Genomic DNA, 26,118 nt, shown 5'->3' on the forward strand with positions numbered 1-26,118 from the left:
AAGGACTCCGCCGTCCACGTTTCTCTTTCTTCATCTTCACTTGTCAAACAGCCCGGGACCTCAGTCCCACCCTCTTCGAGAGGGGTCGCTCGACCTTCTTCAGAGACGATGATGAGCAACCGGGTTCTACCGGTTGTGCACCACTCAACGAAGTGAGGAGCAACATTGACGCGTGTGCTCGCCCCGGTGTGTCCCGAAGCGGCGCCGCGTTCAGTGATGGTGCTTATAGGGGGGTCGTTTCGGGGTGTCAACGACCAATTTCATGAAATCGTCGCATCGCGTGAATTTTTTGGGAGAGACCCCGGAAGCCCGATTTCTTGCGGACATCATGCCCCACTTGGGCCACAATCCTGCGACGATTTGTTAAGCATCGACCTGGGTTGATTTGGGTCCAGCGGGGACCGCCATCGATTCAAGGATGATCCAGATCAAGGAAGTGGCGAGCCCTTCGCCTCACTCAGACGACCGAGACGACAGCGAGAGATCCTAAAGAACAATAGCGGTTCGCGGCGTTCGGCCTCCCGGCCATATGTCTCGAACCGTCAGAAGCGCGCCATCATTCCGAGCCGTTTGTCTTAGACGGTAAGCCATCCGGCAGCTGAGTGATCTCGGTGCTGACTTTGAACTTGGGGGACGTAGGTTGAACCATCGGACGTCACGCGGGGGGGTTGGGCGCGAGGTCGGCATGATCGACCTTGGCCATGAGCCGCCGCTATCGGTCGATGGCTCCGAAGCCGCGGTCATCGACCGCCGCCGCGTCTCGGTTCAATGGTTCTCAGGCACGATTCTGACGGGTCTCTGCGGCGCAGCCCTGATCGGCGGCGCCGTTTTCGCGTCGCTCGACGGCGAACTGACCTTCGCCCGCATGCCGGAGCGGGTGGAGAGTGCGCTGCGCGGCGCTTTCAATGGCAATGACCGTGTCGCCACCTTGCGCAAGAGCGACCGGCTGCCGCCGCCGAGCGAAGCCGCCGCCGCACGCAATGTGGTGCGCGTGTCCACCGTGACCCGTGCCGGAACGCGCGAGCTGATCCGGGTTCGCCCCTATGTGCGGATCTCGGGCAATCTCTCGATGACCACGAGCGATCTCTCGGCCAAGATTCCGCCGTTCAACGCGCAGCGGCTGCTCACCGACGGCGATATCGACAAGGCGGGAACCGGCGAGGATCCGAACAATCCGGCGGCAGTCGAGCCCGACGCGGAAGTCTCCTTCGTGACCAAGGACCTCGCGACGGTGCTGCCGAAGGCGAAGATCGCCGCCTCGGTGGCGCTCGACGAGATCGTGCTGCGGGTGCGCGACGCGGCCAACTGGCGCGGCAACAATGGCGGCGTCCGCTATGCCTCGCTCGCCAACGCCGCGGCCGACGCGACCGGCGCCCAGGGCGATCTGAAGCTGTCCTATGCCTCTGACGGTGCTGCGGCCGATCCCTATGCCGGTTTCGAGACCCGGGTGGTGCCGGAGAACGTCACCCTGCTGCCCAAGACAAAGGACCAGATCACCGGCGGCAATCCGCTCGGCGAACGCGTCCACCTGGTCAAGAAGGGCGACACGGTCGCCTCCATCCTGCGCGACCAGGGCGCCACGCCCGACGAGGCCAAGGCGATCGCCGGCCAGCTCGGCGCCCGCGGCCGCGACGGCGGCCTGAAGGAAGGCGAGAAGCTGCGCATCCTGATGGCGCCGGCCAGTCCCGCCCCCGGCGCCCGGCTGCAGCCGTTCCGCGTCATCGTCGCCAACGACACCATGATCGAGGCCGTCGCCGCGCTGTCGGATCTCGGCCGATATGTCGCCGTCGACGTGCAGAGCATGAACACCGTCACCGAGACGGCCGACAACGGCAATGACGAAGAGGATGACGGCACTGGCGTCCGCCTCTACCAGAGCATCTACGAGACCGCGATGCGCAACAAGGTGCCGACGCCGGTCATCGACGACATGATCCGGATCTATTCCTACGACGTCGACTTCCAGCGCCGGGTGCAGCCGGGCGATTCGTTCGACGTGTTCTATGCCGGCGACGACGACGACAAGCCCAGCGCCAACGACAAGAGCGAGGTGCTCTATGCCTCGCTCACGGTCGGCGGCGAGACCAAGAAATACTACCGGTTCCAGACCCCCGACGACAGTGTCGTCGACTATTATGACGAGACCGGCAAGAGCGCGAAGAAGTTCCTGGTGCGCAAGCCGGTCAACAACGCGATCATGCGCTCCGGCTTCGGCGGCCGCCGCCATCCGATCCTCGGCTATGTGAAGATGCACACCGGCGTCGACTGGGCCACGGCCTACGGCACCCCGATTTTTGCCGCCGGCAATGGCGTGCTGGAGAAGGTCGGCACCGAAGGCGGCTACGGCAAATATATCCGCATCAAGCATAACAACGGCTACGAGACCGCCTACGGCCATATGTCGGCCTTCGTGAAGGGCATGGAGCCCGGCAAGCGGGTCCGCCAGGGCCAGGTCATCGGCTTCGTCGGCTCGACCGGCCAGTCGACCGGCCCGCACGTCCATTACGAAATTCTCGTCAACGGCCGCTTCGTCGATCCCCTGCGCGTGAAGCTGCCGCGCGGCCGTTCGCTCGAGGGCCAGATCATGGCCGGCTTCGAGAAGGAGCGCGACCGGGTCGACCAGATGATGACCGGCCGCAACGGCACCTCGCGCATGTCGGACGCCGGCCCGATCCAGGTGAACCGGTAATCGTCGATCGGCGGCCCCGAGACGCTTAGCCCCGAGACCCTTGGCCCCGAGACCCTTGGCCCCGAGACCCTAGGCCCCGAGACCCTTGGCCCAAAGACCCCCTTCTGCCTGACGAAAACGGCCCCCGCTGAGCGCTCAGCGGGGGCCGTTTCTGCTTGAGCCCGGCAGGCGCCGCGCTCAGTTCAGCTTGCGCTTCGGGATCGGCGCCTCGAACGTCGCGATTTCAGCGGTCCGGTGCGCCTTGCCGTTGAAGGTCAGCACATTGCCCTCCGACGAGATCGCGACCTTGTCGCCGTCGGTGACGTCGCCGGCGAGGATCATCTCCGCGAGCGGATCCTGCACGCTGCGCTGGATCACCCGCTTCAGGGGACGTGCCCCGTAGGCCGGGTCCCAGCCCTTGGCAGCGAGCCAGTCGCGGGCGTCGGCATCCAGCGACAGGGTGATCTTGCGATCCTCCAGCAGCCTCTGGAGCCGCGAGAACTGGATCTCGACGATCCGGCCCATCTCGCTCTTCTGCAGCCGGTGGAACAGGATGATCTCGTCGACGCGGTTGAGGAACTCGGGCCGGAAATGACCCCGCACCGTGCCCATCACCAACTCGCGCACCTCCGACGTATCCTCGCCCTCCGGCTGGTTGACCAGGAACTCGGAGCCCAGGTTCGAGGTCATGATGATCAGCGTGTTGCGGAAATCGACGGTGCGACCCTGGCCATCGGTTAGGCGGCCGTCGTCGAGCACCTGCAACAGCACGTTGAACACATCCGGATGCGCCTTCTCGATCTCGTCGAACAGCACGACCTGATACGGCCGGCGCCGCACGGCCTCGGTCAGCGCCCCGCCCTCGTCATAGCCGACATAGCCGGGAGGCGCGCCGATCAGCCGCGAGACCGAGTGCTTCTCCATGTACTCGGACATGTCGAGGCGGACCATCGCGGTCTCGTCGTTGAACAGATATTCGGCGAGCGCCTTGGTCAGCTCGGTCTTGCCGACGCCGGTGGGCCCCAGGAACATGAACGAGCCCATCGGCCGGTGCGGGTCCTGCAGGCCGGCGCGCGAGCGCCGCACGGCGGTCGCGACCGCATGCACGGCCTCGAACTGGCCGACGACACGCTTGCCGAGCGAATCCTCCATCCGCAGCAGCTTGTCCTTCTCGCCCTCGAGCATCTTGTCGACCGGCACGCCGGTCCAGCGCGAGACCACCTGCGCGATGTGGTTGGCGGTGACCGCCTCCTCCATCATCTCGCCGGCATTCTCCTTGGCCTCGATGTCGGCCAGCCGCTTCTCCAGCTCGGGAATCCGGCCATAGGCCAGCTCGCCCGCCTTCTGGTACTCGCCGCGGCGCTGCGCATTGGCGAGCTCGATGCGCAAGCCGTCGAGCTCGCTCTTGAGCTTCTGCGCGTTCGACAGCTTGTCCTTCTCGGCGCTCCACCGCGACGTCAGCACCGACGACTTCTCCTCGAGGTCGGCGAGCTCCTTCTCCAGCGCCTGCAGCCGGGTCTTGGAGCCGAGGTCGCTCTCCTTCTTCAAGGCCTCCTGCTCGATCTTGAGCCGGATGATCTCGCGGTCGAGCGAGTCGAGCTCCTCCGGCTTGCTATCGACCTGCATCTTCAGCCGCGCCGCAGCCTCGTCCATCAAATCGATGGCCTTGTCGGGCAGGAAGCGGTCGGTGATGTAGCGGTTCGACAGCGTGGCGGAGGCCACCAGCGCGGAATCGGTGATGCGCACGCCGTGGTGCTGCTCGTATTTGTCCTTCAGGCCGCGCAGGATCGAGATCGTATCCTCGACCGTCGGCTCGGTGACGTAGACCGGCTGGAACCGCCGCGCCAGCGCCGCGTCCTTCTCGACATGCTTCTGGTATTCATCGAGCGTGGTCGCGCCGATGCAATGTAGCTCGCCGCGCGCCAGCGCGGGCTTCAGGAGGTTCGACGCGTCCATCGCGCCGTCGGCCTTGCCGGCGCCGATCAGCGTGTGCATCTCGTCGATGAACAGCACGAAGGCGCCTTCGGCCCCCGTGACCTCCTGCAGCACGGCCTTCAGCCGCTCCTCGAACTCGCCGCGATATTTGGCGCCGGCGATCAGCGCGCCCAGATCGAGCGACAACAGCCGCTTGTCCTTCAGGCTCTCCGGCACGTCGCCATTGACGATGCGCAGCGCGAGGCCCTCGACGATTGCGGTCTTGCCGACGCCGGGCTCGCCGATCAGCACGGGATTGTTCTTGGTCCGGCGCGACAGCACCTGAATGGTGCGGCGAATCTCCTCGTCGCGGCCGATCACCGGATCGAGCTTGCCGTCGCGCGCCGCCTGGGTCAGGTCACGGGCATATTTCTTCAGCGCATCGTAGGCGTTCTCGGCGGTCGCCGAGTCGGCCGTGCGCCCCTTGCGCAAGCTCTCGATCGCCGCGTTGAGGTTCTGCGCGGTGACGCCGCCCTTGGCGAGAATGCTGCCGGCTTCGCTGTTTTTCTCCAGCGTCAGCCCGAGCAGCAGCCGCTCAACGGTGACGAAACTGTCGCCGGCCTTCTCGGCCGCCTTCTCCGCCGCATCGAAAGCGCGCGCCAGTTCGGGCGACAGATAGACCTGCCCGGCACCGCTGCCGGACACTTTCGGCAGCTTGGCCAGCGCATCCTCGGTCGCTTTCAGGATCGCGCGCGAATTGCCGCCGGCGCGATCGATCAGGCCGCCGGCCAGTCCCTCGCCGTCGTCGAGTAGGACCTTGAGCAGATGCAGCGGGGAGAACTGCTGATGGCCGTCCCGCACGGCCAGCGATTGCGCCGATTGGATGAAGCCCCGCGCGCGCTCGGTATATTTGTCGATATTCATGATGTTTCCCTCAGCCTGCTGTGACGCCCCGAAGGCACGGTTCCAGCATCTTCATTGGGTTACGGTTAGCGCACGTTGACATCCATCAACGCCGCAACCATCGGCGTCGCCGGCTTGCGCCCGGCTTGAGCTGAAATGTGGGACGGCCGGCCAAAAACGGAAGGGGCCGCTTCACAAAATCGTGTGCCCTGGCCGGGTCGTGAGGAATCTCCTATGACCGCGGCCATGAGCCAGACTCCTCCCGCCCGCATCACCGGCCTGTACCGCTACCCGGTCAAGGGCCTTACTCCGGAACCGCTGCAGAGCGTGCCTCTGCAGGTCGGCCAGACGCTGCCGGCCGACCGGCGCTACGCCCTGGAGAACGGCCCCACGGGCTTCGATCCGGAGGCGCCGGTGTGGAAGCCGAAGACGGCCTATCTCATGCTGATGCGCAACGAGCGCCTCGCCGGCTTCAAGACGGTGTTCGATGATGCGACCAGCATCCTCACCATCCGTCGCGGCGATCAGATCGTCGCGCGAGGCGATCTCGAAACCGCGGACGGCCGCGCGGCGATCGAGCGCTTCGCCGCCGCCGAGTTTGCCGATGAACTGCGCGGCCCGCCGAAGCTCTTGTCAGGCGGCGGCTACAGTTTCACCGATCTGGCGCGCAAGGTGGTCTCGATCATCAACCTCGCCTCCGTCGCCGACATCGAGAAGCTCGTCGGCGCCAGCGTCCACCCGCTGCGCTTCCGCGCCAACATCTACGTCACCGGCTGGCCCGCCTGGCATGAGGCCGCGCTGCTCGGCGAGGTGCTGCGCATCGGAGCGGTGCGGCTCAAGGTGGTGAAGACCACCACCCGCTGCGCCGCCGTCAACGTCGACCCCGACACCGCCGCGCGCGATCTCGACATCCCGCCCGCGCTGATGCGCCATCGCGGCAACAATGAATGCGGCATCTACGCCGAGGTCATCGAAGCGGGAGACATCGCGATCGGCGATGCGATCGCTGTGGAGCAGCCGAGTTTGTTGTAGCTCGAACTCTCCCCGCGCCGCCGATGCGCCCCCGCTTGCGGGGGAGGGCTATCGCATTTGACGATCGAAGTGTTGCGCTCGTCTGTTTCCACGCCGTCATGGCCGGGCCTGTCCCAGCCATCCACGTCGTCCGGCATGCTGAGAACCACGTGGATGCCCGGGACAAGCCCGGGCATGACGGAGCAAATCATCGGCAGGATCGTTCGCCGAGACAGCTCCGCATTTCCATATGCGACAGCCCTGCGCTTGCGGAGAAAGCTGGGCCGCCCCCGCGAAGATCTTCGTGAGGAGAGGCTTCCCCCACTCGCATCGCATCTCACGATGCGATGCGACCTCCCCCGCAAGCGGGGGAGGCGCAGAGCGAGCGAGCCGCGATGGCTCAACCCATCCGTCCAATACTTTCCGGTGAGTTGCTATCAGTTCGGCATCACATAGGCGAACACGCGGCCCCGCGACACTGCGGTCTCGCGCACGCGGTGGCCGTAATTGCCGGAGATGACGATCGGGTTGCCCTGGGCATCGACGCCCGAGACCACGCCCACATGGCCGCCGCCGCGGCGGCTCATCACCGCGATGGCGCCGACCTGCGGGCCGGAGACGCGCTGGCCGTAGCTGGCGAACGAGCGCGCCATGTCCGAGCCGGTGCCGCGATGACCGGTGCGCTCCAGCACCATGTTCATGAAGCGGGCGCACCACAGGCTGCGGCGCCCGGTCGGATTGCCGCCGCCGACGTAGCTGCGCGCCGCGGCGACGACACTGCTGTCGCCGAAGCCGCCGGGTGCCGCCATGCCGTCAGAGGCCGTGCCCGGCATCATGAGGCTGGCTTGCGCGTCGGCGACGCTGTGCACCTGCATCCGCGCGACGCCGCGCTCCCAGCGCGACGACCGGGCGGCGGAGCGGTGATGGAAATGACGCTTGGCGTAGTGATGGCCGCCGTGGCTGCGGTGGGCATGATGCCCGGAGCCGTGATGCGGACGGGCCGAAGCCGGTGTTGCGGTGGCGGCAATCACTGCCGAGCACATGGTCAGCGCAACGATATGAAGCGACCGGCGAAGGGTAGACACAACCATACTCAATCCTTCTGTTACTTCCCCCAGTACCCTGACTTGGCACCCCCTGGTCCTCAGCGCGGCCCCTCTGCAAGCCGCCAGCGGGGCCCGTAAAACGTCGCGCTGTGACCAAAACATGACCATGCGTGGCAAAAAGCTGGCGAAACAGGGACGATTCCAGGCCCACTCTGCAGCGGAAACAAAGCGATTGGCGGCGGAATTGTCGCGCCTCACGCTAGTTGTCATGATGAAGCACGCGCGACGGGAGGAGCCGACAATGCCCTACGCAACAGCGAAAGACGGCGTTCGCCTCTATTTTGAAGAGGCCGGCGCAGGCACGCCGCTGCTCTTCCTGCACGAGTTCGCCGCCGACCACACCAACTGGGAGCCGCAGCTGCGCTACTTCGCGCGGCGCCACCGCTGCATCGCCTATTCCGCGCGCGGCTACACGCCGTCGGACGTGCCGGCTTCACCCGACGCCTACAGCTACGAGCATTTCTACACCGACGCGCTGGCCGTGCTCGATCACCTCGGCATCGACAGCGCCCATTTCGTCGGCCTGTCGATGGGCTCCTACTCCTCGCTGCAGGTGGCGCTGAACGCGCCCACCCGCATCCGCTCGATGGTGCTGGCCGGCGTCGGCTCCGGCTCCAACCTTGAACAGCTCGCCGCCTTCCGCGCCCAGTGCCGCGCGACAGCGGAGCAGTTCGAGACGCTGGGCTCAGCCGAAACCGCCAAGGTCACCCGCGAGGCCCCCGGCCGCATCCCCTTCCTGGTCAAGGACCCGCGCGGCCATGCCGACTTCTACGCCGCGCTCGCCCGCCATGACGCCAAAGGCTCTGCCAACACCATGCGCGGCTTCCAGGGCGGCCGGCCCTCGATCTATACGATGACCGACGCCATCCGCCGCCTGACCACGCCGGCCCTGATCATCTGCGGCGATGAGGACGACGCCTGCATCGAGCCGAGCCTGTTCCTGAAGCGGCATCTGCCGGCCTCGGGCCTGACGTTCTTCCCGAAATCCGGCCATGTGCTGAACCTGGAGGAGCCGGCGCAGTTCAACGAGTCGGTCGAGCGGTTCGTTGCGCTGGTGGAGGCCGGACGATGGGGCGCGCGGGATCCGCGGTCGATGGCCGGGTAACGGCCTGGCCGGCGCGCTCCGACGATGGTCGACACATCGGTGGTATCAGGCTAGGCTGACCCCCTGGATCGGATGGTCTCGCGGAGAACGTCATGGCGATGCGCTCGATCGCGATTGCGATCGCAACCTCGAGCCTGTTCACCCACGTCGTCTGCGCAGCCGAAGGTGCGTCACGGTGCGACCCTCCTGCCGTGCAGGAGGACGGATGGACCGTCGTCGCACCTGAGGCCCCGGGCCTGAGCCCGGCGATCCTGTGCGAGATGGGCGAGGGCGTCGCCGCCGGCCAGCTCTCCGAGGTCGACTCCATTGTCGTGGTTCGGCACGGCGCCCTGGTCTACGAGCGCTACTTCAATCGCCCGCACGCGATCAGCTACGACGCGGCGACCCGCCATGTCGGCAACTCCATGACCAAAAGCGTCGTCTCGCTGCTGCTCGGAATTGCGGTCGACCGCGGCCTGATCGGCGATCTGGACACGCCGGCATTGTCGTTCTTCCCCGAATTCGCCGAACTGCGCACGCCGGACAAGGCACGGATCACGCTGCGTCACCTCCTGACGATGACGGCCGGCCTCAACTCATCGATGTCGCCGCAGCTGTTGAGCCGGGATCGCGATCCCGACCGGCACGCGTTCGAAAAGGCCCTTGCCCGCGAGCCGGGCGCAGCCTTCGAGTACAGCAGTCTGGACAGCGAAATCATCGGGGCGATCCTGGAGAAGGCGACGGGCAAGCCGCTCGACATGTTCGCTATGGACGAGTTGTTTCGTCCGCTCGGCATCACCGACGTCGATTGGTACGGCCGGCTCGGCAATCAGCGTGCGATGTCGAGCACCGGCCTGAGCCTGCGCCCGCGCGACTGGGCCAAGATCGGACAGCTCGTGCTGAATCAAGGCGCGTGGGACGGCAAACAGCTGGTGTCGTCGTCGTGGATCGCGCAATCGACCAGCCCGCAGGTCAGCGCGCCGAAATCCTTCTCATATGGATTCCAGTGGTGGCTGGGCCACTCGGCCGTTCGCGATCACACCGTCGCCTGGACCGCCGCCCTCGGCTTCAACGCGCAGAAGCTCATCGTCATCCCAGAATACGATCTGGTTGTGGTGTTCCATGCGTCGCGCGAGTCCGTCCAAATGGTTGCGCCGGAGATCGAGCTGTTGAACCGGTACATCCTGCCTGCGTTGCAGTGAACCGTGTTGCCGATCTCGCAGGAGGCGCATCGCGAGCTTGAGGTGGGTAACGGCCAGCCCAAGCAGGCGCGCCGCGGCCCTGCTCGTGGCCAATGAGCTGACAATGCGTGGACCATGACGCGCTCACACGATCGGATTGTCCTTGCGGGGCGCGCTGGGAGATGGACATGCGATCGCTCCGCTTCCTCTTTTCGTTCGACGGACGAGTCGGTCGGTCCGCCTATTGGCTCGGCTTGCTTCTTCCACTCATGCTGATGTTTATCGTCGTGACCGCAATCGTGCCGCCGCTCGCCTTTAACAGCGCCGTCCTCTGGCTGTCTCTGCTCGCGGCCTGGCCCGCCCTGGCGATCGGCGCAAAGCGCTGCCATGACCGCGATCGCTCGGGTTGGTACCAGCTGGTCGGCCTTGTGCCGCTGGTGGGCCAAATTCTTCTGCTCATCGAGCTGGGATTTCGTCGCGGCACTGACGGTCCGAACCGGTTTGCCGGCGAACGATGAAGTGGCAAACTGGTCGCCGGACATCGCGGCTGAGATAGTTTCGCCGTCATTGCGAGCGAAGCGAAGCAATCCAGGATCCTTCCGCAGAGGCAGTCTGGATTGCTTCGGCGCAAGAGCGCCTCGCAATGACGATCTGGCTGACATGGTCAGGTCCTGGCGGGACGCACGACACGCGGTAAGGGCTCTTGATCAACCCTGGAGCCCAATCGACCCTTCCACACGATCGACCAGTGGATATCAAGCTGTTGAACAGGTACATTCACCCTGCACTGCTATGAGCTACAGCCCAGGGACAGCATGCCGTTGCCGGGATTTGCAAGGATGCCACTTGCGAAAGTGGGACTGGCCATCACTGCCGCTGCAGCCCTGGGCATGACGGTCCCGGTGAGGGCCTCGGACCTGTCTGTGATCGTTGACGCCTGCTGGGAATATCGTGGTTTCAAGACAAACGACAGAAAGGAGCCGCCCCGAAGCACCTTGAACCACATCCATCAAATCTGTTTCCGGCGCGACGGCTCAGCGGATGGCTTCACCTACCATGACCGCGACGCCTGGGACTGGAGCGTGGACTACGAACTCATGGAAGAGAAAATCATCATAAACGGCCTGACATGGACCGTCATCAGCGTCGACCAACGGCAGTTCACTGTCGAGGACGGGGGCGAGCCTCGGACTTACAGATACGTTTGCCGCACGACGGATGAAACTTCCGCATGCGGGCTATTGTAGCCAGCCGCACAGCGCGCGCGGCCCTACTCCCCGATGATCTTGATCAGCGCGCGCTTGCGCCGGCCGCCATCGAACTCGCCGTAGAAGATCTGCTCCCACGGCCCGAAGTCGAGCTTGCCATGGGTGATCGCGACCACCACCTCGCGGCCCATGATCTGCCGCTTCATGTGGGCATCGGCATTGTCCTCGCCGGTCCGGTTGTGCCGATAGCCCGCCACCGGCTCGTGCGGCGCCAGCTTCTCCAGCCATTGCTCGTAGTCATGGTGCAGCCCGCTCTCATCGTCATTGATGAACACCGAGGCCGTGATGTGCATCGCATTGACCAGCACCAGCCCCTCGCGGACGCCGCTCTCCCGGAGCGCCGCCTCGACCTCAGGGGGAATGTTGATGAAGGCGCGCCGGCCGGGAATGTCGAACCACAGCTCCTTGCGGAAGGATTTCATGGGAGAGATCCTCTCGTTTTCAGAGCCGTCGGTTGGCAGGGCTTACAGGGACGCTTATAGCATCATTGTCCGGCATCCACTGGACGGCCCCGATATGCAATCGCAAACATGCGCGCTCTTGTCGGCATAGCCCTCCTCTTGCTCGCCTTCTACGGCGGGGAATGGATCTATCGCAGCGTCCTCAGGCCGATTGACCAGCCCACGGTCACCCTGCAGGCGCTCGCCACTCGCTTCAACATGTCCGGGATCGCGGGCACCTTCTATCCAGCCCGTCACGGCTTCCGCCACTCTTCGGTTATCGCCGTGATGGCTTACAAGATTGACGGCTTGCCAATTCCGTTCACCGTCACTGAATGCCCATCGGACGCGGCTGCAGAATCCCAACAACAGGCCAGCCCTCCGGAGTGGCAGCCCAAACGGAATGGATCGCTCGTCATACAGTTTCCCATGTGGGACGAAGAAAGCTGGAACAGCGTCGATCAAGTCAGCAGCGTCTTCGCCGGTTTCAGGCAGAACTAGATCTGTCGTCGGCAGGATGATGGTGTCACTGCCCGACGGGCAATTTACTCATAAGCATCATGCATCAACGGCCCGTCGTGTTAGTTTGTCGCAACACTTGGCCCTTGCACTGTCGGGCAAATCAAGCGCAGATTTCGGGCCGTCCCGCCTCACAGCAAGAGGGGCGTATCGCGGTCGTCACGAACGCTGAGGTGGGATGCGGTGGGCGTGTCGGATTGCGCGTGGGATTTCCCGCGCGGGCGAACAATTCCGGCACGCACGGTCAAGTCGCGCGGTCCTGACACCCCGAAGCTGGTGTCACGCTTGCGAGGACGCTGAACGCGTCGCGTGGGCAACGGTGGCCAGAAAGCCCGGCGCACCGGGGAGAACGCGAAGCAGCCGTCAATCCATCGCGCAGGGAAGGCCGGGTGTTCCGGCTCGTACCTGTGGTACCTGCCGCCTGCATTTTTTTCCGCAGGCGGGCCATGGGTGCGGCCAGCATCCGGCCTTCCCTGCGCCTCTGCGTTATTCGGAGGCGAGACGTGACGCATAGCTCGGGCGCGGATGCGCGGCGAGGATGCGGAATTGTGTCTCGGCCAACTCTGCCGCTTGAACCTGTCTCAACCAGTCCGGCTCTTTGAAACGTGAAATCCGCCAACCCCAAGCTCGTCATGGCCGGGCTTGTCCCGGCCATCCACGTCCGTCCGCGTGCACGCCTCAAGCTGTGATCGTATCGTAGAGATCATCCCAATCAGGATTGCTCGCAAGGATCAACCGAACCTTCCAGGCACGCGACCAATGCTTGATGTTGTGCTCGCGTTGGATCGCACTCTGGATGTCGTCGTAAACCTCGAAATACACGAGGCGCTTCAAGCCATATCGCTTGGTGAAGCCATCAACGAAACCGCATCGATGCTGATAGACGCGCTGCACGAGGTCACTGGTCACGCCGACGTAGAGCGTGCCATGGGGACGATTAGTCATGAAGTACACGTAGCCACCCGCCATGTCGCCATACTGCAAGACGTGGATGGCCGGGACAAGCCCGGCCATGACGGCGGAGAGAGAGACATGAACCATCGCTCACCATGCTCGGTCGCAATTGGGTTACTCGTCATGCCCGGGCTCCGTCCCGGGCATCCACGTGGTTCTCAGGATGCCGAACGACGTGGATGGCCGGGACATGCCCGGCCATGACGGTTGAGAGAGCGGGGATACAAACGTCTACGGCATGTTGGGCACCGACGACGCCGCCCCTACCTTCCCTTCTCCGCCCGGCTCAGCAGGAACACGCCCTGCTCGCCGAACATGTTCCAGAACCACCAGGGCATTGCGACGCGCAGCGGGCGGCCGTAACTATCAAGGGCGACGGCGCGCTCCATCTTGACGCCGATCTCGTCGCAGAGCTGCACGAAGTCCTTGATGGTGCAGAAATGGATGTTGGGGGTGTCGTACCAGGTGAAGGGCAGATTGTCGGTGCGCGGCATGTGGCCGCCGACCAGCAGTTGCAGCCGCAGCCGCCAGAAGCCGAAATTCGGGAAGGTGACGATGGCGCGGCGGCCGATGCGCAGCAGATTTTCCAGCACCGTCTTGGGACGGCGGGTCGCCTGCAGCGTCTGCGACAGGATCACGTAGTCGAACGCGTCGTCGGGATAATCGTTCAGATCGGTGTCGGCATCGCCCTGCACCACCGCGAGCCCCTTGGCGACGCAATGGTTGACACCCTCGCGCGACAGCTCGATGCCGCGGCCGTCGATGCCGCGGCTCTCCAGCAGCTGCAGCAGGTCGCCGTCGCCGCAGCCGATGTCGAGCACCTTGGAGCCGCGCTCGACCATGCTGGCGACCAGGAGATGATCGGGCCGGTAAGCCAGTCGCTCCCCGCCGGAAAAGCCGCTCAGCGGCAACACGCCCTGCATGCTCATGGCTCAGCCTCCGGTCGGCGCTTTGAGGCCGCGCGCCTTGCCGGCGGATTCGAGAAACGCGCCGGCGATGTCGATGAACTCGGGAACGTCGAGCAGGAATGCGTCGTGCCCCTTGTCGGTCTCGATCTCCGCGAACGATACCCGCGCGCTGGAGGCGTTGAGCGCATGCACCAGCGCCCGCGATTCCGCGGTCGGAAACAGCCAGTCGCTGGTGAAGGACACCACGCAGAAGCGGGTCCTGATGCCGCGGAACGCTGCCGCCAGGACGCCGTCATGGTCGCCGGCGATGTCGAAATAGTCCATCGCGCGCGTGAGGTAGAGATAGGAGTTGGCGTCGAAGCGCTCGACGAAGGACGAGCCCTGATAGCGCAGATAGCTCTCGACCTGGAAGTCGGCGTCGAAGGAGAACGTCGGCAGCTCGCGGTCCTGCATGCGGCGGCCGAACTTGCGATGCAGCGCCGCGTCCGAGAGATAGGTGATGTGCGCGGCCATCCGCGCCACCGCGAGGCCGCGATGCGGGTGAACGCCCTTGTCGCCGTAGCGGCCATGGTCCCAGTCGGGATCGGCCATCACGGCCTGGCGGCCGAGCTCGTGGAAGGCGATGTTCTGCGCCGAATGCCGCGTCGCGCAGGCGATCGCGAGATTGGCGAACACGCGGCTAGGATAGGCCACCGTCCATTGCAGCGCCTGCATGCCGCCCATCGAACCGCCGACCACGGCGAACAGCGTGTCGATGCCGAGATGATCGATCAGCATCGCCTGCGCGCGCACCATGTCGGGAATGGTGATGATCGGAAAATCGAGGCCCCAGACCTTGCCGGTCGCGGGGTTCAGCGAGGCCGGCCCGGTCGAGCCCATGCAGCCGCCGATCACGTTCGAGCAGATGATGAAATAGCGAGCCGGATCGAGCGGACGCCCGGGGCCGACCAGCGTCTCCCACCAGCCCGGCTTGCCGGTGACCGGATGGCGGTTGGCGACGTGCTGGTCGCCGGTCAGCGCATGGCAGATCAGCACTGCGTTCGACTTGTCGGCGTTGAGCTCGCCATAGGTCTGGTACGCGATCTGGAACGGCGACAGGTCGACACCGCAATCGAGCTTGAGCGGCTTGTCGGCGCCGAACAGCGCGACGAGCGAGCTCGGATGATCGACCTCGTGCGAGCGCTCCTCCGGCGCAACCGTGCGCAGCGCAGGTGTGGATTTTGGCGTCGTCAGGCCTGTCATGTCTCTCACCCCGGCCATCCGGCAAGGGCTCCCGAACCACGTGACATATCAGGCCATGAAAAACCCGGCCTGAACTGGGGTTCGGCCGGGATCGATAACGTCCCCGGCCTGTTTAGCGAGTTTTTTAACGTGGCTGCAAGCCGGCCGGCTCAAATGACCACGGAACGGCCAGAAACTAGTCCCGCGGGCGCTCCTCGTCAAGGCAAGCGGGGGTTGACCGCCGGTCGGGCGCCCCACGGCTGCAGTCCAGGCAAGCCTAGGCAGCACAAGGTAAACTTGCTGTTGCGCACGTCCCCCGCATCGGAGAGAACGACGTCTGTTCCAGTCGGCCGCGCGTTCACCGGTGGCCCGCGAAGAGTGACCAAGCCCATGTCGAACCTGCCGCCCGCCCCGCCTTCGCTTGCCGATCTGCGCAAGGAGATCGACGCGATCGACGAGCAGGTGCATCAGCTGCTGATGAACCGGGCCGACATCATCGACCGCCTGATCAAGGTCAAGAAGACCCAGGAGGTCGGCTCGGCGTTCCGCCCGGCGCGCGAGGCCGACATGATGCGCCGCCTGGTGCAGCGCCATCGCGGCATCCTGCCGCTCGACACCGTCGAGGGCATCTGGCGGGTGATCGTCTCGACCTTCACCTATGTGCAGGCGCCGTTCTCGGTGCATGCCGACGTGTCGGTCGGCGAGTCCGCGATGCGCGATTCCGCCCGGTTCCATTTCGGCTTCGTGGTGCCCTACGTCGCGCATTTCAGCGCCCAGGCCGCGGTCGAAGCGGTGGCGCGCTCGAAGTGCGATCTGGCGCTGGTGTCGACGACATCGGGCCATTCGCCGTGGTGGATCACGCTCGAGCCTGTGGGCGCGCCGAAGATCATCGCGCGGATGCCATTCATCGAGCGCGCCGACCATCCGGCGGCGCTGCCGGTGTTCGCGGTGTCGCGGGTGGCCGACGACGCGCTGGTGCTGGAGGTCGAGACCTGGAGCATCCGCGTCTCCGGCTGGAACGCGCAGGTGTCGCGTGCGCTGTCGCCGCTGGCCGACGTCGTCGCGGTGCCCGATACCGCGTTCGACAGCGCCGCGCTGCTGGTCTCGATCGAGGCGCCGTCGAACCTCGAACAAATCAAGGCCGCCCTGATCGCGGCGGGCGCCTCGGTACGCTCCACAGCCCTCGTCGGTGGCCATGCGAAACGCTATACGGTTCCCAGCTGAGGCGCGGATCGCGCCCGTCCTGAAGGTTTTCCGGAGTTGACGATGTCCCGCCCCGTGCCGAATCCCGGCATCCTCGATATTGCGCCCTACACGCCCGGCAAGAGCCCGAAGCCGGAGCCCGGCCGCAAGGTGTTCAAGCTGTCGGCCAACGAGACGCCGTTCGGCCCCTCGCCGAGGGCGATCGAGGCGTTCAAGAGCGCGGCTGACCATCTCGAGGATTATCCCGAAGGCACCTCGCGGGTGCTGCGCGAGGCGATCGGCCGCACCTACGGCCTCGATCCCGACCGCATCGTCTGCGGCGCCGGCTCCGACGAGATCCTCAATCTGCTGGCGCACGCGTATCTGGGCCAGGGCGACGAGGCGATCTCGACCGCGCACGGCTTCCTGGTCTATCCGATCGCGACCATGGGCTGCGGCGCCAAGAACGTGGTTGCCCCCGAGAAAGGGTACCGCACCGACGTCGACGCGATCCTCGCTGCGGTGACGCCTCGCACCAAGCTGGTGTGGCTCGCCAACCCGAACAATCCGACCGGCACCTACATCCCCTTCGACGAGGTCAAGCGGCTGCGCGCCGGCCTGCCCTCGCATGTCGTCCTCGTGCTCGACGCGGCCTATGCCGACTACGTGTCGCGCAACGACTACGAGTTCGGCATCGAGCTGGTCGCAACCACCGACAACACGGTGGTCACGCACACCTTTTCCAAGATCCACGGTCTTGCGGCGCTGCGCGTCGGCTGGATGTTCGGACCCGCGCCTATCGTCGATGCGATCAACCGTATCCGCGGGCCGTTCAACGTCTCGTCGCCGGCGATGTTGGCGGCAGTGGCGGCGATCGAGGACACCGCGCATCAGCAGATGTCGAAGACGCACACGGAAAAGTGGCGCAACTGGCTGACCGAGGAGATCGGCAAGCTCGGGCTGACGGTGACGCCGAGCGTCACCAATTTCATCCTGATCCACTTCCCGGCCGACAAGGGCAAGACGGCCGTCGAGGCCGACGCGTTCCTGACCCGCCGCGGCCTCGTGCTGCGCGCGCTGGCCAACTACAAGCTGCCGAACGCGTTGCGCATGACGATCGGCACCGAGGAGGCCAATCGTCTCGTGGTCGACGCACTCCGTGAATTCATGAGGACGAAGTGAGCGTCGCGGGGAGATTTGAACGCGTCGCGCTGATCGGCTTCGGCCTGATCGGAGGCTCGATCGCACGCGCAGCGCGGCAGCAAGGGGTGGCCGGCGAGATCGTCACCACCGCGCGCTCGGACAAGACGCGCGCGCGCGTCGCCGAGCTCGGCATCGTCGACCGCGTCGTCGCGAGCAATGCGGAAGCTGTGAAGGATGCTGATCTCGTCATCCTCTGCATTCCGGTCGGCGCCTGCGGCCCGGTCGCGGAGGAGATCGCGCCGCATCTGAAGCCCGGCGCTGTCGTCTCCGACGTCGGCTCGGTCAAGGGCGCCATCGTCCGCGACATGGCCCCGCATTTGCCGGCGAACGTTCACTTCGTCCCGGCGCATCCCGTCGCCGGCACCGAGAATTCGGGACCCGACTCCGGCTTCGCCGAGCTGTTCATCAACCGCTGGTGCATCCTGACGCCGCCGGAGGGCGTCGAGGCCGGCGCGGTGGAGCGGCTGCGCGCGTTCTGGGCGGCGCTCGGCGCCAAGGTCGAGATCATGACGCCGGATCATCACGACCGCGTGCTCGCGATCACCAGCCATCTGCCGCATCTGATCGCCTACACCATCGTCGGCACCGCCGACGAGCTCGCGCAGGTGACGGAGTCGGAGGTGATCAAGTTCTCCGCCGGCGGCTTTCGCGATTTCACCCGCATCGCGGCCTCCGACCCGACGATGTGGCGCGACATCTTCCTGAGCAACAAGGACGCCGTGCTGGACATGCTCGGTACCTTCACCGAGGACCTGTCGAAGCTCACCCGCGCCATCCGCCGCGGCGATGGCGAGGCGCTGTTCGATCATTTCACCCGCACCCGGGCGATCCGCCGCGGCATCGTCGATATCGGCCAGGATTCGGCGGCGCCGGATTTCGGCCGGCCGGTGCCGCAGATCAAGAAGCCCTGAGAGATCAGAACAGCGGAGGGACGCGGGCGACCTTGAACGGACCAAGCACCACCACCCCGTCGGAGAAGCGCAACGGGAAGCTCCGCGCCTTGCGCCCCTCCAGCGTGGCTTCCTTGCCCAGCGCATTGATGCCGACCGCGACGCCGACATTGGCGTTCTGCTTGATGACCTTGCCGAGGCCGGGAATGGCGCGGTCGAGCGCCCCGAACAGGTTGTTGACGTCCTGCGACTTCACGCCGGGCGCCACCTTGTCAAGCGTCGCCTGCGGCACGCCGTTCTCGAGCATCTTGTCGAGCCCGAGCGCCGGGATGACCTTTTCGATCCCCGCCACCGTCATCTGCACCTCGCCGTCGATGTTGCCATTGGCGGTCAAGGTCAGCGTGCCCGAGGCGACCGCGAGCAGCTCGCCCTGCTGGATGCGCGACTGGACGATTTCGACATGACCGCCCGCCGCCTGGATCTCGCGAAACCGCTCTGGCCAGGGCTTGGGGCGGAAATCCTTCAGCCCCGTGAGCCGGGCCTGGATGTCGGAATTGAACGGCTCAGCGAGCAGCGGATGGCTGCCCTGGATGCTGCCGCTGGCGATCTGCAGCGCCGTCTCCAGCACCGGATGGTCGGACGGTGTGCCATCGGCGAGCCGGCCGTGCAATTCGGCGTGATCGGCCCGCGCCGCCGGCACGGTAGCGCCGCCCTCGATGCGGTCGATGGTCGGCTGTTCGAACACGAGATCGGCGCGCTGCGGCGGCCCCGGCAGGCCGCGCACACTGGCCTCTCCCAGGCGCCAGTTCACCGCGAACGATGCCGGCCCACGGCCATCGGCGATGACCGCCGGTCCCTTGAACTCCGCAATGATCCGCTGCGGATCCCACACCTGCGCGACAACCAGAATTTCGTCGAGCTTGGCATTCATGAGGGGCGTACCAGCCGCCTGCGAGAACAGGGCGACACTCGGATCCGCGCAGCGGACCTCGAGCCGGAACGGGAAGCCGGCCACCGAGCGTTTGGCGCAGTCATAGACACGGCCAGACTTGGCCTCGCGCGCACGCCAGGCGTCGGCCTGCACATCCACCTGCGACGCGGCGAAGAACCAGAATGCGCTCCACGCGATCGCCGCGATCAGGAGCAGAACGGGGGCAATGAAAAGCCCCCAGCGCGGGCGCCTGCGGGGCGGTTGCGACAATCGAGACATGCAGGACACCCTTTGGGCAGCAATTTTGGCGATTCCACGATCACGGATTGTGTATTTAAATTAACAATTCGCGAGCAACACATTTAGGCTTCCACTGTCATGTCCGCAATGTCTCCGTCCGAACGCGATCTTCCCCACGGCGACCTCTGGGTGTTCGGCTATGGCTCGCTGATGTGGCGCCCCGGCTTCGAGTTTCTCGAGCAGGTGCCGGCGCGGCTGATCGGCGAGCATCGCGCGCTGTGCGTCTATTCGTTCGTTCACCGCGGCACGCCGGAGAAGCCGGGCCTCGTGCTCGGTCTCGATCGCGGCGGCGCATGCCGCGGGATTGCGTTTCGCGTCGCTGAAGCCAAGCGCGACGAGACGATTGCGTATCTGCGTGCCCGCGAGCAGGTGACCTCCGTGTATCGCGAGGTGACGCGTTCGGTCTGGCTGGAGAACGACGCCCGCGAGCGGGTGAGCGCGCTGGTCTACGTGGTCGATCGCGGCCATGTGCAATATGCCGGCCGGCTGTCGCTGCAGGAGCAGCTGCGTCATGTCCGCCAGGGCCATGGCCAGTCCGGCGCCAATCGCGACTACGTGATCTCGACCGTGAAGGCGATCGAGGCGCAGGGCTTTCGCGACACGCAGCTGCATCGATTGTCGACGATGCTGCATGACGACGGCCACTCGCTACACCCGGCACCGGGAGGCGCGGCTTGATGCCCATCAAGCTTTCGCCTCTGCCGGCACGCGGCCGAACAGCTGCGCCTGCTCGGCCCGGCCGGCGGCGACGAGGCGATCGGTGGCCTCCTCGATCACGCTCTCGATGCGAGTCATGAATTCATCCCGCGGCAGACCGGGCGGCAGCGGATCGAGGAACTCCACCACCAGAGTGCCGGGATAACGAAGAAACGTGCGGCGCGGCCAGAACAGACCCGAATTGAGCGCCACCGGCAGGCACGGCACGCCGCAATCGGCATAGATCAGGCCGACGCCCCCCTTGTAGTCCGGCGGCGCTCCCGCCGGACGCCGCGTGCCCTCCGGAAAGATCACGAACTGGCGGCCGTGCTTCACCTCCTCGGCGGCGCGCCGCATCACCTGCTTCAAGGCGCGGGCGCCGGAGCTGCGGTCGATCGCGATCATGTCCGCCTTGACCAGATACTGCCCGAAAACGGGAATCCGCAGCAGCTCGCGCTTCAGCACGAAGAACGGGGCGTCGAAGAAGTGCAGCAGCGAGATCGTCTCCCACATCGACTGGTGCTTGGCGGCGACGATCAGCGGCCCCTTCGGGATCTTCTCGGCGCCGCGATATTCGACGCGGATGTTGCAGACGACGCGCATCAACAGGATGTTGCTCTGCGCCCACCAGTTCGCGACGCGCAGCAGCGCCTTGCGCGGCATCGCCAGGGTCGGCAGCGCGAGCAGGGCCCAGAACACGAAGTTCGGATAGAACAGGATGTTGAACAGCAGCGAACGCAGGAAGATCAGAACCATCAGAAACCCAGTTCAATTGGCTTGCGCCGTCGCCGGACGGCGCGAGACCGAACCGGTTGGCAGTTCGCTCTCGGGCACGAGATCGAGGCCGAGATCGGCGAGCCGCAGCCGCGCTTCGGCGGCGACATATTTGGCATATTCGGACAGCAGCAGCCGCAAGGTCGGCGCGCTGGTCCACCACGGCTCGTCGCGCCATTTCTCGCCGACGACGGCGTAGGGAATGAGATCCATGCTCGGCATCGCGTGCGACAGCTCCACGATGGCGCGCGGCATATGATAGTTCGAGGTCACCACGATCAGCGACTTGAAGCCGCGCTCGGCCGCCCAGCGCCGCGTCTGCGCGGCGTTGCTGCGGGTGTTGATCGCAGAATAGTCGAGATCGACGCAGCAATTGATGAACGACCGCGCCTCCGGCAGCGAGCGGGTGATGTCGCTGGCCTCGTTGGTCGGATGGACACCCGAGATCAGCAGCCGCCGTCCGTAACCGCCGGCCAGCAGCTCGACGGCATCCGACACCCGTGACGAACCGCCGGTCAGGACCACGATGCCGTCGGCCTTGCGCTCGGGCTTGATCTCGGCGCCGCGCAATTGCGACAGAAAGCCGACGAAGCCGACGGCCGCAACGAAGAAGCCGACCGCAAGCATGGCCACGACGCCCGCAAGCGTCCGGCCCACCACCAATGTGAGCGGCAGCCTGCCTCTGCTATCGTCGGTTTCCGACACCATGCAACGCCTGGCGATCCCTTGCCTGCCTGCGCGCGGCGCCATGCCATCGCGCGATCCCGTCGTTCAAGTCCGGGAGCGCAGGCAGGTTTCGCCGGCATCCCGATCACGTTCGCTCGCCGCCGATCCTGACGCGCGACCTTCGCCGTGTTCGTGACCCAGCTCACCCGTCGTGCCTCATCCCGGCGCGGACGATTCTAGGCGGTTTTCGGGCGAAGTGAAATCGGCACTGAGGCGGCTGGGGACAGAGGCTGCCATCAATCGATGCTCGCCAGGGTCGCAAACAGGGTTCGGCGGGCCGCCCAGCCGGTCACTGCAGCGATGACGACGGCCTGTAGCGCGATCGCCACATAGCCGAGGGGCCGCAGCGAGAAGGTCCCGAGCAGCGCGGCGAACTGATCCCCCACCGGTGTACCGGAGAACCAGCTGGCGATCGACTCCGAGAACCCGAAGCCGAGCATCGCCAGCCCGCCGCCGATCACGCCGCCCTCCAGACCGAGCTGGAGGAAGTGGCGCAAGAAATGATTGGCGATGTAGCGGTCGCCGGCGCCGACGAAATGCAGCACCTCGACGATCGGCCGATTCGCGGCCATGGCGCCGCGGGTGGCGAACGACACCGAGATGATGGTGGCCGCGATCACCAGCACGAGGATGCCGAAGCCGGCAAACAGGGTTGCTCCGGTCATCGAGCGCATGCGCTCGATCCAGGCGCGGTGGTCGTCCACGCTGGCCGTCGGCGCCACCTGGATCACGCGATTGCGCAGCGCGGCGAGATCGAAGCTGGTGCCGGGCTGCACGCGCGCAATGATGACGCGCGGCACCGGCAGCTCCTCGAACGACAGGCCGCTGCCGAGCCAAGGCTCCAGCAGCTTGCTGGATTCGTCCTTGGTGAAGGGCCGGACCTCGACGATGCCCGATTGCGCCCGCATCGCGTCGGTCACCAGCGTGATGTCGCGCTCGAGATCGCGGCCGGTCTTGGGACGCACCTGCACCGTGATCTCGCTGGCGACCTCCGACTGCCATTCGGCCGCGGATTCGCTGACCAGCAGGACGGCGCCGGTCGTGATCGAGGCCAGGAAGGTCATGATCGCCACGACGGCGACGAGCGCCCGGCCCGCAATCGAGGCCCGCGGCACGATCGGCGACACGATGCGGGCCTGCGCCGGCAGTTGGGGGCGGTCTTCGCCCAGATCGACCAAAAGGCCGCGATCGTCGACGCTACTCATAGATGTGCAATCGTCCCTGATGCAGCACCAGCCGGCGGGCCTCGTATTGGTCCATCAGCGTGATGTCATGGGTTGCGATGATCACCGCCGTGCCCGAGCGGTTCAGCTCGATGAATAGCCGCAGAAGGCGGCGGCCCAGTGTCGGATCGACGTTGCCGGTCGGCTCATCCGCCAGCAGCAGTTGCGGCCGCGAGATCACGGCGCGCGCGATCGCCGCGCGCTGCTTCTCACCGCCCGACAGGATCGGCGGCAGCGCGTCCATGCGCTCGCCGAGGCCGACCCATTTCAGGAGGTCGATGACCTCCTTGCGATAGCTCGACTCGTCGCGCCCCATGACGCGGAACGGCAGCGCCACGTTCTCATAGGTCGTCATGTGGTCGAGCAGCCGGAAGTCCTGCAGCACGATGCCGATGCGCTTGCGCAGGTCGGCGATCTCCTCCTTGCTCAGGAGCGAGATGTCATAGCCGAACAGGTTGACCAGCCCGCGCGTCGGCCGCAGCGACAGGAACAGCAGCTTGAGCAGCGAGGTCTTGCCAGCGCCCGACGGGCCGGTGAGAAACTGGAAGGAATGGGCCGGAATCGCGAAGGTGAGGTCGCGGAGGATCTCCGGCCCCAGTCCATAGCGCAGCCCAACATTTTCGAACCGAACCAAAGCGTCAGCTCCGTTCGACAGCGTGCAGGGTCGATCCGCACGCGGCAAGCCCGGTGGTACGATAGCCCGATTGAGCGCTCGTTATGGTTTCCGGTTCGTTAATGGTTGCCATGTACCAATGGCACGATTGAGTTCCGACGTTCGTCCACATGGCGGTCCTTGTAGCACGAACTGTCGGAAACAAAGCGGCAATGGCCGTTGGAGAACAGGCGCGATGTTCATCGTTTGCCCCCATTGTGCGACATCTTATGCCATCGACGTGGCAACCCTGGGTATGGCGGGCCGCAGCGTGCGCTGTTCCCGTTGCAAGGAGGTGTGGCTGGCGCGTCCGGAGGATGCGGTCGAGGCGCCGGCGCCAATCCCCGCGATGGCCGAGGCCGGCGCGGCCGCGGCGCCGCGCGACGCTGCCGACGAGTGGGAGGCGCTGGCCCGGGAGGAGGAAGCCGAGCAGCCACCTGAGGTGGAAAGCCCGTCGATCGCTGCCGGCTGGCCGGAGGATGCCGTGGCCGAGGATCCCGCGGACAGCCCGGCCGAGGCCGAGGAGCCGGCGCAGAGCAGGCTCGCGCGCCTTGGCCGCCTGACGAAGTTCATCAAGCGTCCGGCTTTGCCGGACCTCCCGGGCAAGAAGGTATTCAGCCTGCCCGTGCTGACGGCCGCGATGGCGGCGCTCACGGTCGCGCTCGTGATCTGGCGTGCCGACGTGGTCCGTCTGATGCCGCAGACGGCGTCGTTCTACAAACTGGTCGGACTCGAGGTGAACCTGCGCGGGGTGGCGTTCAAGGACGTCAAGGTGGCGACCGAGACGGTCGACGGCAAGCCGGTGCTGGTGATCGAAGGCACGATCGTCAGCACCACCAAGAAGGCCGTCGACCTGCCGCGGCTGCGCTTCAGCGTCCGCGACGCGCAGGGCGCCGAAATCTACGCCTGGAACACGCTGCTGGAGCAGACGGTGCTCAAGCCCGGCGAGCGCGCGGCTTTCAAGTCGCGCCTCGCCTCGCCCCCTCCCGAAGGCCGCAATATCGATATACGGTTCTTCAACCGGCGCGATCTCGCCGCCGGCAGTGCATGATGGTTCCGGTCTCGCGGCTCTCTCGCGGGGCCCACGAGACGGAGACGAAACGACATGTCGCGCGTCCTGATCGCCGACGACGAAGACTCGATGCGGACGCTGGTCGCGCGCGCCATCGCCATGGATGGACATGAGATCGTGACGGCGCAGGACGGCGCCGAGGCGCTCGACATCCTCACGCGCGAGGACGGCGCCTTCGACCTGCTGCTGACCGACATCCAGATGCCCATCATGGACGGCATCGCCCTGGCGCTGTCGGCCGCGCGGGACTTTCCCGACCTGATCATCCTGCTGATGACCGGCTTCGCGCATCAGCGGGAACGAGCGTCCAACCTGCAGGCCATCGCGCATGACGTGATCACCAAGCCGTTCTCGGTCGCCGATATCCGCACTGCCGTCGCCGACGCGCTGGCCTCGAAGGCGGGCAAGGCGTAGGCGTTGCGGGCCGCACCAAGCGCGGCCGCGTGTCGCAACGCCGCCGGCGTAGACTGTTCGCGGCGAGCCACGATGCTGCTCCACTCTCCAGCGTCGTCCCGGAACGCCGGGACCATAACCACCGGCGGTCGTTGAGACACCAGGCTGGTCCTCCATCTCGCGCACTCACATCTTCCTGGGGTTATGGGTCCCGGCGTTCGCCGGGACGACACCGGTGGGCGAGGTGACCACGCACCATTCCAGCTGACGCGCCCGCCTCGTCCAGAGATCATGAGAAGGACCGCCGCTCTCTCATCCGTCATTGCGAGCGCAGCGAAGCAATCTAGAATGTCTCTGCGGTGGGATCCTGGATTGCTTCGCTGCGCTCGCAATGACGCCGGGGCGGGCATCCCGTCTCCCAACTCATAACTCATAGGTGGCGCGCGCTCGCGATCCCGCGGCATCTCATGCCCGAGTTGTACTGATTGTCGTCGCCCTCGACACGGTCGGAGGGCGCAGGGAATGCCGGGTGCTGGCCGCAACCCATGGCCCGCCTGCGAAAAGAAATGCAGGCGGCAGGTACCACAGGTTCAGCCGACATTCCGGCATTCCCTGCGCGATGGGCTTACGGCTGCTTCGCGATCTCCCCGGTGCGCCGGGCTTTCTGGCCACCGTCATCCACGTGATGCATCAGCACCCTCGCGAACTTGACCTCAGCGTCGGGAGGTCAGGACCACGCGACTTGACCGTCCGCAAGAGCACCGCTCGTCGGCGCAGGTCTCCCCACGCTGCGGCATCTCGCGGCCATCGCCTCCCCGCCTCGCGTGTCGTGACGATCGCGCGCAACGCCCCTTGTGTCCGCAAAATCTGCCAGAATGTGCGAACGGGCGGTTCTCGCA

Annotated in this window: 24 protein-coding genes and 1 riboswitch; of the genes, 13 read left to right on the forward strand and 11 right to left on the reverse strand. The window is 65.7% G+C overall.

What is annotated here, in order from left to right; genetic code table 11:
- Positions 1-640 precede the first annotated feature (640 nt).
- Positions 641-2,689 carry a M23 family metallopeptidase gene (locus QQL87_RS36340; protein WP_284423915.1) on the forward strand — a complete coding sequence of 683 codons (2,049 nt, stop codon included), beginning with the start codon at positions 641-643 and terminating at the stop codon, positions 2,687-2,689.
- Positions 2,690-2,866: 177 nt separating this feature from the next.
- On the opposite strand, the gene clpB is transcribed toward QQL87_RS36340, so the two are convergent.
- Positions 2,867-5,506: an ATP-dependent chaperone ClpB gene (gene clpB, locus QQL87_RS36345; protein WP_284423916.1), complete on the reverse strand. Its 2,640-nt coding sequence runs from the start codon at positions 5,504-5,506 to the stop codon at positions 2,867-2,869.
- A 183-nt stretch (positions 5,507-5,689) separates the two neighbouring features.
- On the opposite strand from clpB, the gene QQL87_RS36350 reads away from it, so the two are divergent.
- Positions 5,690-6,517, forward strand: a complete 828-nt coding sequence (locus tag QQL87_RS36350) for an MOSC domain-containing protein (RefSeq protein WP_502871257.1) — start codon at positions 5,690-5,692, stop codon at positions 6,515-6,517.
- 416 nt (positions 6,518-6,933) lie between these two features.
- Here QQL87_RS36350 and QQL87_RS36355 read toward each other — a convergent pair whose 3' ends face one another.
- Positions 6,934-7,587: a TIGR02594 family protein gene (locus QQL87_RS36355; protein WP_284423918.1), complete on the reverse strand. Its 654-nt coding sequence runs from the start codon at positions 7,585-7,587 to the stop codon at positions 6,934-6,936.
- Between the two features lie 256 nt (positions 7,588-7,843).
- Between QQL87_RS36355 and QQL87_RS36360 the strand changes: the two genes are divergently transcribed.
- The 4 genes from QQL87_RS36360 to QQL87_RS36375 all read left to right on the forward strand — a co-directional run bounded on the left by QQL87_RS36360 (position 7,844) and on the right by QQL87_RS36375 (position 11,114).
- Positions 7,844-8,707, forward strand: a complete 864-nt coding sequence (locus tag QQL87_RS36360; protein ID WP_284423919.1) for an alpha/beta fold hydrolase — start codon at positions 7,844-7,846, stop codon at positions 8,705-8,707.
- A gap of 260 nt (positions 8,708-8,967) precedes the next feature.
- Positions 8,968-9,888: a serine hydrolase domain-containing protein gene (locus QQL87_RS36365; protein ID WP_284423920.1), complete on the forward strand. Its 921-nt coding sequence runs from the start codon at positions 8,968-8,970 to the stop codon at positions 9,886-9,888.
- A gap of 167 nt (positions 9,889-10,055) precedes the next feature.
- Entirely contained in the window at positions 10,056-10,385 is a 330-nt protein-coding gene (locus QQL87_RS36370; RefSeq protein ID WP_284423921.1) for a DUF805 domain-containing protein, read from the forward strand.
- A gap of 321 nt (positions 10,386-10,706) precedes the next feature.
- Positions 10,707-11,114, forward strand: coding sequence for a hypothetical protein (locus tag QQL87_RS36375; protein WP_284423922.1), 408 nt, complete (start codon positions 10,707-10,709; stop codon positions 11,112-11,114).
- Between the two features lie 23 nt (positions 11,115-11,137).
- Here the strand turns inward: QQL87_RS36375 and QQL87_RS36380 are convergent, their stop codons facing one another.
- A complete protein-coding gene (locus tag QQL87_RS36380) occupies positions 11,138-11,557 on the reverse strand; it encodes a secondary thiamine-phosphate synthase enzyme YjbQ (RefSeq protein ID WP_284423923.1) in 420 nt (139 codons plus the stop codon).
- A 108-nt stretch (positions 11,558-11,665) separates the two neighbouring features.
- Here QQL87_RS36380 and QQL87_RS36385 point away from each other — a divergent pair, with 108 nt between their 5' ends.
- On the forward strand, positions 11,666-12,076 hold the full coding sequence (locus QQL87_RS36385; protein WP_284423924.1) for a hypothetical protein: 411 nt from the start codon (positions 11,666-11,668) through the stop codon (positions 12,074-12,076).
- Between the two features lie 696 nt (positions 12,077-12,772).
- On the opposite strand, the gene QQL87_RS36390 is transcribed toward QQL87_RS36385, so the two are convergent.
- The 3 genes from QQL87_RS36390 to metX form a co-directional block, all read right to left on the reverse strand.
- The gene (locus QQL87_RS36390) at positions 12,773-13,108 is read right to left on the reverse strand and encodes a GIY-YIG nuclease family protein (RefSeq protein ID WP_284423936.1); all 336 of its coding nucleotides are present in this window, start codon (positions 13,106-13,108) and stop codon (positions 12,773-12,775) included.
- A 203-nt stretch (positions 13,109-13,311) separates the two neighbouring features.
- On the reverse strand, positions 13,312-13,977 hold the full coding sequence (gene metW, locus QQL87_RS36395; protein WP_284423925.1) for a methionine biosynthesis protein MetW: 666 nt from the start codon (positions 13,975-13,977) through the stop codon (positions 13,312-13,314).
- Positions 13,978-13,980: 3 nt separating this feature from the next.
- Positions 13,981-15,198 carry a homoserine O-acetyltransferase MetX gene (gene metX / locus QQL87_RS36400; RefSeq protein WP_284423926.1) on the reverse strand — a complete coding sequence of 406 codons (1,218 nt, stop codon included), beginning with the start codon at positions 15,196-15,198 and terminating at the stop codon, positions 13,981-13,983.
- Between the two features lie 91 nt (positions 15,199-15,289).
- A riboswitch (SAM riboswitch) is annotated at positions 15,290-15,369 on the reverse strand.
- Between the two features lie 198 nt (positions 15,370-15,567).
- Between metX and QQL87_RS36405 the strand changes: the two genes are divergently transcribed.
- Genes QQL87_RS36405 through QQL87_RS36415 form a run of 3 tightly spaced genes read left to right on the forward strand, consistent with a single transcriptional unit; the run spans position 15,568 to position 18,473 of the window.
- The gene (locus QQL87_RS36405) at positions 15,568-16,401 is read left to right on the forward strand and encodes a chorismate mutase (RefSeq protein ID WP_284423927.1); all 834 of its coding nucleotides are present in this window, start codon (positions 15,568-15,570) and stop codon (positions 16,399-16,401) included.
- 42 nt (positions 16,402-16,443) lie between these two features.
- Complete coding sequence (gene hisC / locus QQL87_RS36410) at positions 16,444-17,541, forward strand: histidinol-phosphate transaminase (RefSeq protein WP_284423928.1); 1,098 nt, start codon at positions 16,444-16,446, stop codon at positions 17,539-17,541.
- Positions 17,538-18,473: a prephenate/arogenate dehydrogenase family protein gene (locus QQL87_RS36415; protein ID WP_284423929.1), complete on the forward strand. Its 936-nt coding sequence runs from the start codon at positions 17,538-17,540 to the stop codon at positions 18,471-18,473. Before hisC ends, QQL87_RS36415 begins: the two co-directional genes overlap by 4 nt.
- A gap of 4 nt (positions 18,474-18,477) precedes the next feature.
- On the opposite strand, the gene QQL87_RS36420 is transcribed toward QQL87_RS36415, so the two are convergent.
- Positions 18,478-19,662 carry a DUF2125 domain-containing protein gene (locus QQL87_RS36420; RefSeq protein WP_284423930.1) on the reverse strand — a complete coding sequence of 395 codons (1,185 nt, stop codon included), beginning with the start codon at positions 19,660-19,662 and terminating at the stop codon, positions 18,478-18,480.
- A 108-nt stretch (positions 19,663-19,770) separates the two neighbouring features.
- On the opposite strand from QQL87_RS36420, the gene QQL87_RS36425 reads away from it, so the two are divergent.
- The gene (locus QQL87_RS36425; protein WP_502871258.1) at positions 19,771-20,361 is read left to right on the forward strand and encodes a gamma-glutamylcyclotransferase; all 591 of its coding nucleotides are present in this window, start codon (positions 19,771-19,773) and stop codon (positions 20,359-20,361) included.
- A gap of 6 nt (positions 20,362-20,367) precedes the next feature.
- Here QQL87_RS36425 and QQL87_RS36430 read toward each other — a convergent pair whose 3' ends face one another.
- From QQL87_RS36430 to ftsE, 4 genes are all read right to left on the reverse strand, one after another.
- A complete protein-coding gene (locus QQL87_RS36430; RefSeq protein WP_284423932.1) occupies positions 20,368-21,135 on the reverse strand; it encodes a lysophospholipid acyltransferase family protein in 768 nt (255 codons plus the stop codon).
- A gap of 12 nt (positions 21,136-21,147) precedes the next feature.
- The gene (locus QQL87_RS36435; RefSeq protein ID WP_284423933.1) at positions 21,148-21,861 is read right to left on the reverse strand and encodes a YdcF family protein; all 714 of its coding nucleotides are present in this window, start codon (positions 21,859-21,861) and stop codon (positions 21,148-21,150) included.
- Positions 21,862-22,115: 254 nt separating this feature from the next.
- Positions 22,116-23,084 (reverse strand): cell division protein FtsX, encoded by a 969-nt coding sequence (locus QQL87_RS36440; protein ID WP_284423934.1) that lies wholly within the window; start codon positions 23,082-23,084, stop codon positions 22,116-22,118.
- Positions 23,077-23,736, reverse strand: coding sequence for a cell division ATP-binding protein FtsE (gene ftsE / locus QQL87_RS36445; protein ID WP_009025800.1), 660 nt, complete (start codon positions 23,734-23,736; stop codon positions 23,077-23,079). The genes QQL87_RS36440 and ftsE overlap by 8 nt, the downstream gene beginning before the upstream one ends.
- A gap of 214 nt (positions 23,737-23,950) precedes the next feature.
- Here ftsE and QQL87_RS36450 point away from each other — a divergent pair, with 214 nt between their 5' ends.
- Together QQL87_RS36450 and QQL87_RS36455 are read left to right on the forward strand one after the other, a co-directional pair.
- Entirely contained in the window at positions 23,951-24,805 is an 855-nt protein-coding gene (locus QQL87_RS36450; protein WP_284423937.1) for an MJ0042-type zinc finger domain-containing protein, read from the forward strand.
- 54 nt (positions 24,806-24,859) lie between these two features.
- On the forward strand, positions 24,860-25,240 hold the full coding sequence (locus tag QQL87_RS36455; RefSeq protein ID WP_284423935.1) for a response regulator: 381 nt from the start codon (positions 24,860-24,862) through the stop codon (positions 25,238-25,240).
- The last annotated feature ends 878 nt before the right edge of the window (positions 25,241-26,118 follow it).

It is taken from the genome of Bradyrhizobium sp. SSBR45G (assembly GCF_030159255.1).
Classification (GTDB): Bacteria; Pseudomonadota; Alphaproteobacteria; order Rhizobiales; family Xanthobacteraceae; genus Bradyrhizobium.

Excerpts from the sequence above, each read along its gene's own strand:
- QQL87_RS36380 (WP_284423923.1), bottom strand. The coding sequence starts at position 11,557 with ATGAAATCCTTCCGCAAGGAGCTGTGGTTCGACATTCCCGGCCGGCGC.
- QQL87_RS36365 (WP_284423920.1), top strand. The coding sequence starts at position 8,968 with ATGGGCGAGGGCGTCGCCGCCGGCCAGCTCTCCGAGGTCGACTCCATT.
- QQL87_RS36420 (WP_284423930.1), bottom strand. The coding sequence starts at position 19,662 with ATGTCTCGATTGTCGCAACCGCCCCGCAGGCGCCCGCGCTGGGGGCTT.
- QQL87_RS36450 (WP_284423937.1), top strand. The coding sequence starts at position 23,951 with ATGTTCATCGTTTGCCCCCATTGTGCGACATCTTATGCCATCGACGTG.
- metW (WP_284423925.1), bottom strand. The coding sequence starts at position 13,977 with ATGAGCATGCAGGGCGTGTTGCCGCTGAGCGGCTTTTCCGGCGGGGAG.
- QQL87_RS36360 (WP_284423919.1), top strand. The coding sequence starts at position 7,844 with ATGCCCTACGCAACAGCGAAAGACGGCGTTCGCCTCTATTTTGAAGAG.
- QQL87_RS36355 (WP_284423918.1), bottom strand. The coding sequence starts at position 7,587 with ATGGTTGTGTCTACCCTTCGCCGGTCGCTTCATATCGTTGCGCTGACC.
- QQL87_RS36425 (WP_502871258.1), top strand. The coding sequence starts at position 19,771 with ATGTCTCCGTCCGAACGCGATCTTCCCCACGGCGACCTCTGGGTGTTC.
- QQL87_RS36405 (WP_284423927.1), top strand. The coding sequence starts at position 15,568 with ATGTCGAACCTGCCGCCCGCCCCGCCTTCGCTTGCCGATCTGCGCAAG.
- QQL87_RS36385 (WP_284423924.1), top strand. The coding sequence starts at position 11,666 with ATGCGCGCTCTTGTCGGCATAGCCCTCCTCTTGCTCGCCTTCTACGGC.
- clpB (WP_284423916.1), bottom strand. The coding sequence starts at position 5,506 with ATGAATATCGACAAATATACCGAGCGCGCGCGGGGCTTCATCCAATCG.
- QQL87_RS36440 (WP_284423934.1), bottom strand. The coding sequence starts at position 23,084 with ATGAGTAGCGTCGACGATCGCGGCCTTTTGGTCGATCTGGGCGAAGAC.
- metX (WP_284423926.1), bottom strand. The coding sequence starts at position 15,198 with ATGACAGGCCTGACGACGCCAAAATCCACACCTGCGCTGCGCACGGTT.
- QQL87_RS36430 (WP_284423932.1), bottom strand. The coding sequence starts at position 21,135 with ATGGTTCTGATCTTCCTGCGTTCGCTGCTGTTCAACATCCTGTTCTAT.
- QQL87_RS36375 (WP_284423922.1), top strand. The coding sequence starts at position 10,707 with ATGCCACTTGCGAAAGTGGGACTGGCCATCACTGCCGCTGCAGCCCTG.
- QQL87_RS36455 (WP_284423935.1), top strand. The coding sequence starts at position 24,860 with ATGTCGCGCGTCCTGATCGCCGACGACGAAGACTCGATGCGGACGCTG.
- QQL87_RS36390 (WP_284423936.1), bottom strand. The coding sequence starts at position 13,108 with ATGGCCGGGCTTGTCCCGGCCATCCACGTCTTGCAGTATGGCGACATG.
- hisC (WP_284423928.1), top strand. The coding sequence starts at position 16,444 with ATGTCCCGCCCCGTGCCGAATCCCGGCATCCTCGATATTGCGCCCTAC.
- QQL87_RS36370 (WP_284423921.1), top strand. The coding sequence starts at position 10,056 with ATGCGATCGCTCCGCTTCCTCTTTTCGTTCGACGGACGAGTCGGTCGG.
- QQL87_RS36435 (WP_284423933.1), bottom strand. The coding sequence starts at position 21,861 with ATGGTGTCGGAAACCGACGATAGCAGAGGCAGGCTGCCGCTCACATTG.